The sequence below is a fragment of the Streptomyces sp. NPDC001843 genome, from assembly GCF_042891955.1.
In the GTDB taxonomy this organism is placed as follows: domain Bacteria; phylum Actinomycetota; class Actinomycetes; order Streptomycetales; family Streptomycetaceae; genus Streptomyces.
Genome location: NZ_JBIATQ010000006.1, coordinates 468,355 through 476,804 on the forward strand (window position 1 = coordinate 468,355; position 8,450 = coordinate 476,804).

An 8,450-nucleotide genomic window follows, 5' to 3' on the forward strand; every position below is an offset into this window, starting at 1 on the left:
TCACCCGAGCCCGCGTACGCGCACCGGGTAGGACGGCTCGCCCTCGCCGTCCTCCCGCTCCCGCATCACCACCACCCGCCGGCCCCGCCAACGGGCGACGTAGCGCTCGATCTCCGGCTCGTCCCAACCGTCGCCCGCGTCCGGTACCACCAGACCGGCCCCGGTACGTCCCCGCTCCGGCGCCCACACCTCCAGCTCCAGCCCGTCGTCGCCCTGCACGGGAAGCACCGCCCCGGCACGCGCGAACACCGGGATCCGCGACAGCGGGGCGTCGACCAGCACCTGCGCCGGTCCCTCGTACACCTGCTCCGTCGCGATGTCGTACCAGCGTCCGCGCGGCAGCCGCACCGCACGCCGGTCCCCGCCCGGATCCAGCACCGGCGCGACCAGCAGGCAGTCACCCAGCAGGAAGGCGTCCTCGCAGTCCCGCAACGCTCGGTCCTCGGGCTCACCCCACCAGACGGGGCGCACATACGGCGCGCCCGTACGCCGGGCCAGGTGCGCCAGCGTCACGAAGTACGGCAGCAGACGCCGGCGTCCCAGAAGCGCCACGCGCGCGTGCTCGAGCACCTCGGCTCCGAACGCCCACGGCTCCCTGCGCCCCGCACGCAGACTCGCGTGCGTACGGAACAGCGGCAGGTACGCGCCGAGCTGGAACCACCGCAGATACAGCTCGGGCGAGGGACTCCCGTCGAAACCGCCCACATCCGGTCCCGAGTACGGCACCCCGCACAGACCTAGCCCCAGCACCAGTGACAGGGAGGCACGCAACCCCGGCCAGCCCGTGCCCACGTCACCGGACCACGAACCGCCGTAGCGCTGCATGCCCGCCCAGCCCGAGCGAGAGAAGACGAACGGCCGTTCCCGCGGTGCCAGCTCGCGCAGTCCCACGTAACCCGCCCTGGCCATGCACAGCGCGTACACGTTGTGCGCCTCCTGGTGATCCCCGCCACGTCCCTCCAGGGAGTGCCGAGCCGAACGGGGGAGGGTCGACTCGCCGAACGCGTTGAACGACGTCGGTTCGTTCATGTCGTGCCAGAACCCGGCGAAGCCCTGCGCGAGCCGCTCCTCGTAGAGCCCGCCCCACCACTTCCGCACGCGCGCGTGCGTGAAGTCCGGATAGACCGACTCCCCGGCCCAGACCACGCCCCGCACCGTCCGGCCCGAGGCGTCCCGCACGAAGGCGTCGACAGCCGCCCCGCCGTCGTACACCGCATTGCCCGGATCCGCCTTGACCGCCGGATCGACGATCGACACCAGCCGGATCCCGTCCCGACGCAGCTCCTCCGCGAGTACCGGCAGCTTGGGGAAACGCTCCCGGTCGACGGTGAAGACCTGATGCCCGTCGTAGTGATCTATGTCCAGGTGGACCGCGTCCAGCGGCAGGCCCCGCTCCTGATAACCCGCGACGATCCGCCGCACCTCCTGCTCACTGCCGAAACCCCAGCGGGCGTGGTGGTGGCCCAGAGCCCATGTGGGCGGCAGGGCGGGCGCCCCACTGAGCGAGGCCCAGGCGTGCAGCACGCGCGCGGGGGTGCCCACCATCACCCAGCAGCGCAACGGGCCGCCTTCCATCCGCAGCTCGCACCGTCCCGCGCGATCGTGCCCGGAACCCGCCCCCTCCTCACCCTCGCGCAGAGAGACCGTCCCGTCCCACGAGGTGTCGTGGAACACCAGGTGCGTAGCCGCGTCCGACACCACCAGCTGAACGGGCATGGTGATGTACAGCGGATCGTCACCGGGGGCGAAGGCACGGCCGGGATCGGTGTTCCACAGCCGGTACGTCCCGTCCCGCAACCGCGGCCCCGAAGCCCGCCCGCCCAGCCCGAAGAAGCGCGCGTCGGCCGCCACCTCGGACCGCTGCATCCAGCGCGCGGTGCCCCCGCCCACCGGCTCCCACCACCGCGGCGGAAGATCGCGGCGCAGCATGACCCCGCCGGGCGTGCACACCTCGACGGCACCGTGCTTGGAGACGGAGACCGTCACACGCTCCGCCACCACGCGCCAGCCCCCGTCCTTGTCCGGCTCCAGGACGGCCCGGGGGTCCGGCTCCGGGCAGCGCCCGGCCAGCGCGTACGACGGCTCGGGCCCGGCTCCGTCCCAACCCCAGAAGACAGCACCGTTCACCGCCACCGTGATCCGCAGCTCGGACCGGCTGAAGCGGACGACACCACCCCCGGGCCCCGGCTCCGCCCCCTGCACCGGACCGGGCACCCGCGCACGCTCGGCCCCCCGTGGCCGCAGCCCGACGGCGTCCGTGCGCCTCCTGCGCCACGCCGCCCGTACGGTACGCAGCCCCTGCGCCGCCCCCGTCGAGCTCACCACCTTCACCGAACGCACCAGGTCCCGACCATCCATGCTGCTCAGCCTGCCATTGCCCGTGCTACGCGCGCGTGTCGTTCAACTTCCGTTCACCCGTGCCGGGAGCACATCTTCACGAGGCGGTCCGTGTGGGGGACACCCTGGTGTAGAAATCGATCACATGGCATCGTCCGTGTCAGCCGCGTGCGCGCACATCCAGCCCGTGCGCGACCGACGCCCACGAAGCGCACAGTCCGGGAGCAGCCCCATGTCGACCGCGAACCCCCAGCCGCTCTGGCAGCCGGACCAGGAAAGGATCGCCCGAGCCCGGATCACCCAGTTCCAGGCCTGGGCGGCCGAGCACCACGGCGCCCCGTCCGAAGGCGGCTACCCCGCACTGCACCGCTGGTCCGTCGACCACCTCGACACCTTCTGGAAGGCCGTCACGGAGTGGTTCGACGTACGGTTCTCCACCCCTTACGCGCGCGTGCTCGGCGACAGCTCCATGCCCGGCGCACAGTGGTTCCCCGGAGCGACGCTGAACTACGCCGAACACGCCCTGCGCGCAGCCGAGGACCGCCCGGACCAACCCGCGCTCCTGTGCGTCGACGAAACCCACGAACCCCGCCCGGTGACCTGGTCCGAGCTGCGCCGCCAGGTCGGCTCCCTCGCCACCGAGCTGCGCGCCCTCGGCGTACGCCCCGGGGACCGGGTGAGCGGTTACCTCCCGAACATCCCGCAGGCCGTCGTCGCCCTGCTCGCCACGGCCGCCGTGGGCGCGGTGTGGACCTCCTGCGCGCCCGACTTCGGCGCCCGCAGCGTCCTCGACCGCTTCCAACAGGTCGAACCCACGGTCCTGTTCACCGTCGATGGCTACCGCTACGGCGGCAAGGAGCACGACCGCCGCGAAACCGTCGCCGAACTGCGCCGGGAACTGCCCACGCTGCGCGCCGTCGTCCACATCCCCCTGCTCGGCACCGACACGCCCGAAGGGGCCCTGGAGTGGTCGGCCCTGACGTCGGCCGACGCGGACCCCGTCTTCGAGCAGGTCCCGTTCGACCACCCCCTGTGGGTGCTCTACTCCTCAGGGACGACCGGTCTGCCCAAGGCCATCGTCCAGTCCCAGGGCGGCATCCTCGTCGAACACCTCAAGCAGCTCGGCCTGCACTGCGACCTCGGCCCCGAGGACCGTTTCTTCTGGTACACCTCGACCGGCTGGATGATGTGGAACTTCCTCGTCTCCGGCCTTCTCACCGGCACGACCGTCGTCCTGTACGACGGCAGCCCCGGCTACCCGGACACGGGCGCGCAGTGGCGGATCGCCGAAAGAACCGGAGCCACCCTGTACGGCACCTCGGCCGCGTACGTCATGGCCTGCCGCAAGGCGGGCGTGCACCCGTCCCGCGCATTCGACCTCTCCCAGGTGCAGTGCGTGGCCACCACCGGCTCACCCCTGCCGCCCGACGGCTTCCGCTGGCTGCACGAGGAGGTCCGCGAGGACCTGTGGATCGCGTCGGTCAGCGGCGGTACGGACGTGTGTTCCTGCTTCGCGGGCGCGGTACCCACCCTCCCGGTGTACACCGGCGAACTCCAGGCGCCGAGCCTCGGCACCGACCTGCAGTCCTGGGACCCGGCCGGAAATCCCGTCGTCGACGAGGTGGGCGAACTCGTCGTCACCAACCCCATGCCCTCCATGCCGATCCACTTCTGGAACGACCCCGACGGCAGCCGCTACCACGACAGCTACTTCGACACCTACCCCGGCGTCTGGCGCCACGGCGACTGGATCACCGTCACCTCGCGGGGCTCCGTCGTCATCCACGGCCGCTCCGACTCCACCCTCAACCGGCAGGGCGTCCGCATGGGCTCGGCCGACATCTACGAGGTCGTCGAACGCCTCCCCGAGATCAGGGAATCCCTCGTCATCGGTGTCGAGCAGCCCGACGGCGGCTACTGGATGCCCCTGTTCGTACACCTGGCACCCGGAGCCGTCCTCGACGACACCCTCCGCGACCGCATCAAGCAGGCCATCCGCGAACAACTCTCGCCCCGGCACGTCCCCGACGAGATCATCGAGGTGCCCGGCGTTCCGCACACCCTCACCGGCAAGCGCATCGAGGTCCCGGTCAAACGCCTCCTCCAGGGCACCCCTCTCGACAAGGCGGTCAACCCGGGCTCCATCGACAACCTCGACCTCCTCGGCTTCTACGAGGAACTGGCCCGCGAGCGAGCCTGATCCACGAGGCGGTCCCCGTCCGCCGCCCCAGTGCGCAGCTCGATTGTCAGTGCCGCCGGTTACGGTGAGTGAGCATTGATCGACTGCGCACAGGGGGAAACATGGCGCACACCGACCACCAGACCGTGCGACGCGACCTGCGCCGCGAAATCGCCGGCACCATCGGTCTGCTCACCGACGAGCACGACTTCCGTGCCATGCGGCGCTACCGCACCTTCACCTTCGACGACCACGCCACCTACCTCCAACAGGTGGAGAACGTCCTGAGGACCCGCGCCTCGCAGGGCAGCCACACCACAGTCGCCCTCTTCGACCCGGAGGAGTACGCCGAATTCTGCGCGGAATGCGGTCTCGACCCGGACCAGCCGGTCAGCCGCACCCGCTTCACGGCCGAACTCGCGGCCACCGGTCCGTCGATCCCCTACGAGGGACAGGCACTCACCGACCTCGTACCCGCCCTCGTCGACGAGGCCGTCCGGCAGGCCACCTGGGCATACGCCACCGGCCTGCTGGGGCGCCTCGGGCCCTGCCCGACCTGCGGCGAGGACATCGGCCGCGCGGCTTTCAACCGCGCCTGCGGCCTTGTCGTCCGTATCCTCGACACCGCACCACCGGGGGACCGGCATCTCGTCTGCAGCGTCTCGGGAACACCCGAAGCACTCGTCTCCGTCCTCCACGCCGACGAGAACACCGACGGCAGCGTCCACCTCGACGAGGCGGAGGCCCTGGAGTTCACCACCGTCCTCGCCGTCGGCCTCGCCACGCGCAGCCCCGGCGGACTCGTCATGCGCACCAGCGCCCCGAGCACGCCGGACCGGATTTACGGCTGGCGGCTGCGCGGAGACGGTCTCGAATCCCTGACGGCGGGAGAGGTCTTCGACGCCTACTGCACCGATATCGAGACCGGCGATCTCATCCCACCTGAGTCAGGTGTCGACTACTGCGTGGCCCCCGACCTCGGAGAGGAGGACATGCCGGCCGAACACCGCCACTGAACGCACGAGGGGCGCTCCACCGCAGGCGGAGCGCCCCTGACAACGGCCGACGACGTGCCGGCCCCCGGCCTACTCGCCGGACAGCACCGCCTGGGCGGCACTGCGCGCGTCCGCGGCGCTGTCCGCGGTCCGCGCGGCCGCCGCCGCACGCTCGCACTGCGCCAGCGTGTACTTGCCCAGCGTCGCCCGGACATAAGGAATCGACGCGGCGCCCATGGACAGGGAGGTGACGCCGAGACCCGTCAGCACACAGGCCAGCAGCGGGTCCGAGGCGGCCTCACCGCACACGCCGCAGCTCTTGCCCTCGGCCTTGGCCGCCTCCGCGGACAGCGCGACCAGGTCGAGCAGGGCGGGCTGCCACGGATCCTGCAGACGGGAGACCGCACCCACCTGACGGTCCGCGGCAAAGGTGTACTGCGCGAGGTCATTGGTGCCCAGGGACAGGAACTCGACCTCCTGAAGGATCGAGCGTGCCCGCAGCGCGGCAGAGGGGATCTCCACCATCGCGCCGAACTTCGCCCGCAGCCCGGCCTCACGGCACGCGTCCGCGAACGCCCTGGCGTCGGCACGGTCGGCCACCATCGGAGCCATGACCTCGAGGTATACCGGCAGTCCCTCCGCGGCCTTCGCGAGCGCCGTCAGCTGTGTGCGCAGGATGTCGGGGTGATCCAGCAACGTTCGCAGGCCCCGCACACCCAGCGCCGGGTTCGGTTCGTCCGCCGGCGTCAGGAAGTCGAGCGGCTTGTCGGCACCGGCATCCAGGACACGCACGACGACACGGCTCTCGGGGAACGCTTCGAGAACCTGCCGATAGGCCTCGGTCTGCTTCTCGATGGACGGCGCGTTCTTGCTGTCGTCGAGGAACAGGAACTCGGTTCGGAAGAGCCCCACACCCTCCGCTCCCGCCTCGACGGCGGCCGGGACGTCCGACGGACCGCCCACGTTGGCCAGCAGCGGCACCTTGTGCCCGTCAGCGGTGGCACCCGGCCCGGTGGAGGCGGCCAGCGCGGCCTTGCGCTCCGCCGCGGCGGCCTTGAGCTGTGCCTTCTTCTCCTCGCTCGGGTTCACGAAGATGTCACCGGTGCTGCCGTCGACCGCGATCAGCGTGCCCTCGGCGAGTTCACCGGCGCCGGGCAGCGCCACCACGGCCGGGACGCCGAGCGCCCGTGCCAGGATCGCGCTGTGGCTGGTCGGGCCGCCCTCCTCGGTCACGAACCCGAGCACGAGCGCGGGGTCCAGGAGCGCGGTGTCCGCCGGCGCGAGGTCACGGGCGACCAGTACGTACGGCTCGTCGCTGTCCGGGACACCCGGCATGGGCACCCCCAGCAGGCGGGCGACGATACGATTCCGCACATCGTCGAGGTCGGCGACGCGCCCGGCGAGGTACTCACCCGCACCCGCCAGCAGCTCGCGGTACGCGGCGAAAGCGTCGTACACGCCACGCTCGGCCGTGCTGCCGACGGCGATGCGCCGCTCCACGTCCGCCATCAGCTCGGGGTCCTGGGCCATCATGGCCTGTGCCTCGAGCACCGCCTGGGCTTCACCGCCCGCCAGATTGCCGCGCGCCATCAGGTCGGCGGCGACAGCCTCCACGGCCTGGCGGGCGCGCCCCTGTTCGCGCTCCGCCTCTTCCGCCGCAATCTGCCTGGCAGGCGGCTCGAGCACCGCCGTCCCCATGTGCCGAACCTCGCCGATCGCTACCCCGTGGCTGACGCCGACGCCTCGCAGCGTTGTCTCCATTGCACCGTCTCCGATAGTGCGGCGGGTCCCGCCGCCGCGATGGTTGTTCTGTCGCCGTCTCTACGACGGCATCGGCGTCACTTCCAGAGGAAGAGACTGTCGCCGGCCTTCACGTCGCCGTCGTCACGGAGGTCGGAGAGGGAGTCGGTCGTGGCCTCCAGCGCCACGACCGGGCACACCGCCGACTTGCCTGCGGCTTCGACGGCGGCAGGGTTCCAGCGCACGACGGCCTGCCCGCGCGTCACCGTGTCCCCCTTGTTGACGAGCAGTTCGAAGCCCTCGCCGTTGAGCTGCACCGTGTCGATACCGAGGTGAGTGAGTACGCCGTGCCCTTGCTCGTCGACGACCACGAAGGCATGCGGGTGCAGAGAGACGATGACCCCGTCGACGGGGGAGACGGCCTCGGAAGGCTCCCGAACGGGGTCGATCGCAGTGCCCGGGCCGACCATGGCTCCGGAGAAGACCGGATCCGGCACAGCTGCCAGTCCGATGGCACGTCCGGCGAGCGGGGACGTCACGGTGGTCATTGGGAAGCCTCCCAGGGGTGGAGAACAGATGGGCCGCCACTACCTGTCCCGGACGGCGCACTGGCAGCAGGGTATGACATGGGAAGTGACGGTTCCGTATGGAAGTTACTGGCTAGAGGTCTAGACCACAAGCCCAGCAGATTTGCACGGCCTCCAAGGCCCCGTGTACAGTCGTAACCCTGCTCGAGACCGGGTGACGCAACCAAGCGTCCTTGCTCAGCAGCATCCAACTTGTCAGATCCTATCTCGGGGTCACTTCTGCGTGCCTGCAGGAGGGTGGTCAGAGAGACGGAAAAACACTGATAGAGTTGGAAACACCGAAGGGAAGCGCCCGGAGGAAAGCCGCGAGAGAGATTCTCGGGTGAGTACAAAGGAAGCGACCGTTCCTTGAGAACTCAACAGCGTGCCAAAAATCAACGCCAGATATGTTGATACCCCGTCTCCGATCATCATGACCGGGACGAGGTTCCTTTGAAAAACACAGCGAGGACGCTGTGAACAGTCGGATCATTCCTTCGACTGTTCCGCTCTCGTGGTGTTCAACCGGATTACCGGTAAACATTCACGGAGAGTTTGATCCTGGCTCAGGACGAACGCTGGCGGCGTGCTTAACACATGCAAGTCGAACGATGAACCACTTCGGTGGGGATT

At 70.1% G+C, this 8,450-nt stretch carries 5 protein-coding genes and 1 rRNA gene; 3 read left to right on the plus strand and 3 right to left on the minus strand.

Translation table 11 applies throughout. The features are described from left to right. A complete protein-coding gene (locus ACFYZQ_RS18700; RefSeq protein WP_389148432.1) occupies positions 1-2,358 on the minus strand; it encodes a TIM-barrel domain-containing protein in 2,358 nt (785 codons plus the stop codon). 211 nt (positions 2,359-2,569) lie between these two features. On the opposite strand from ACFYZQ_RS18700, the gene ACFYZQ_RS18705 reads away from it, so the two are divergent. Together ACFYZQ_RS18705 and ACFYZQ_RS18710 are read left to right on the plus strand one after the other, a co-directional pair. Continuing rightward, positions 2,570-4,537 (plus strand): acetoacetate--CoA ligase, encoded by a 1,968-nt coding sequence (locus tag ACFYZQ_RS18705; protein ID WP_389148435.1) that lies wholly within the window; start codon positions 2,570-2,572, stop codon positions 4,535-4,537. Positions 4,538-4,638: 101 nt separating this feature from the next. After that, positions 4,639-5,532 (plus strand): hypothetical protein, encoded by an 894-nt coding sequence (locus tag ACFYZQ_RS18710; protein ID WP_389148438.1) that lies wholly within the window; start codon positions 4,639-4,641, stop codon positions 5,530-5,532. Positions 5,533-5,601: 69 nt separating this feature from the next. Here ACFYZQ_RS18710 and ptsP read toward each other — a convergent pair whose 3' ends face one another. Both ptsP and ACFYZQ_RS18720 read right to left on the minus strand, forming a co-directional pair. After that, on the minus strand, positions 5,602-7,272 hold the full coding sequence (gene ptsP, locus ACFYZQ_RS18715; protein WP_389148441.1) for a phosphoenolpyruvate--protein phosphotransferase: 1,671 nt from the start codon (positions 7,270-7,272) through the stop codon (positions 5,602-5,604). A gap of 77 nt (positions 7,273-7,349) precedes the next feature. Next, entirely contained in the window at positions 7,350-7,799 is a 450-nt protein-coding gene (locus tag ACFYZQ_RS18720) for a PTS glucose transporter subunit IIA (RefSeq protein ID WP_389148444.1), read from the minus strand. 561 nt (positions 7,800-8,360) lie between these two features. Here ACFYZQ_RS18720 and ACFYZQ_RS18725 point away from each other — a divergent pair. After that, positions 8,361-8,450 (plus strand): 16S ribosomal RNA (locus ACFYZQ_RS18725); the annotation flags it as partial.

Bases quoted from the DNA above. Each gene is read 5' to 3' on its own strand.
- ACFYZQ_RS18700 (WP_389148432.1), bottom strand. From the start codon at position 2,358: ATGGATGGTCGGGACCTGGTGCGTTCGGTGAAGGTGGTGAGCTCGACG.
- ACFYZQ_RS18705 (WP_389148435.1), top strand. From the start codon at position 2,570: ATGTCGACCGCGAACCCCCAGCCGCTCTGGCAGCCGGACCAGGAAAGG.
- ACFYZQ_RS18710 (WP_389148438.1), top strand. From the start codon at position 4,639: ATGGCGCACACCGACCACCAGACCGTGCGACGCGACCTGCGCCGCGAA.
- ptsP (WP_389148441.1), bottom strand. From the start codon at position 7,272: ATGGAGACAACGCTGCGAGGCGTCGGCGTCAGCCACGGGGTAGCGATC.
- ACFYZQ_RS18720 (WP_389148444.1), bottom strand. From the start codon at position 7,799: ATGACCACCGTGACGTCCCCGCTCGCCGGACGTGCCATCGGACTGGCA.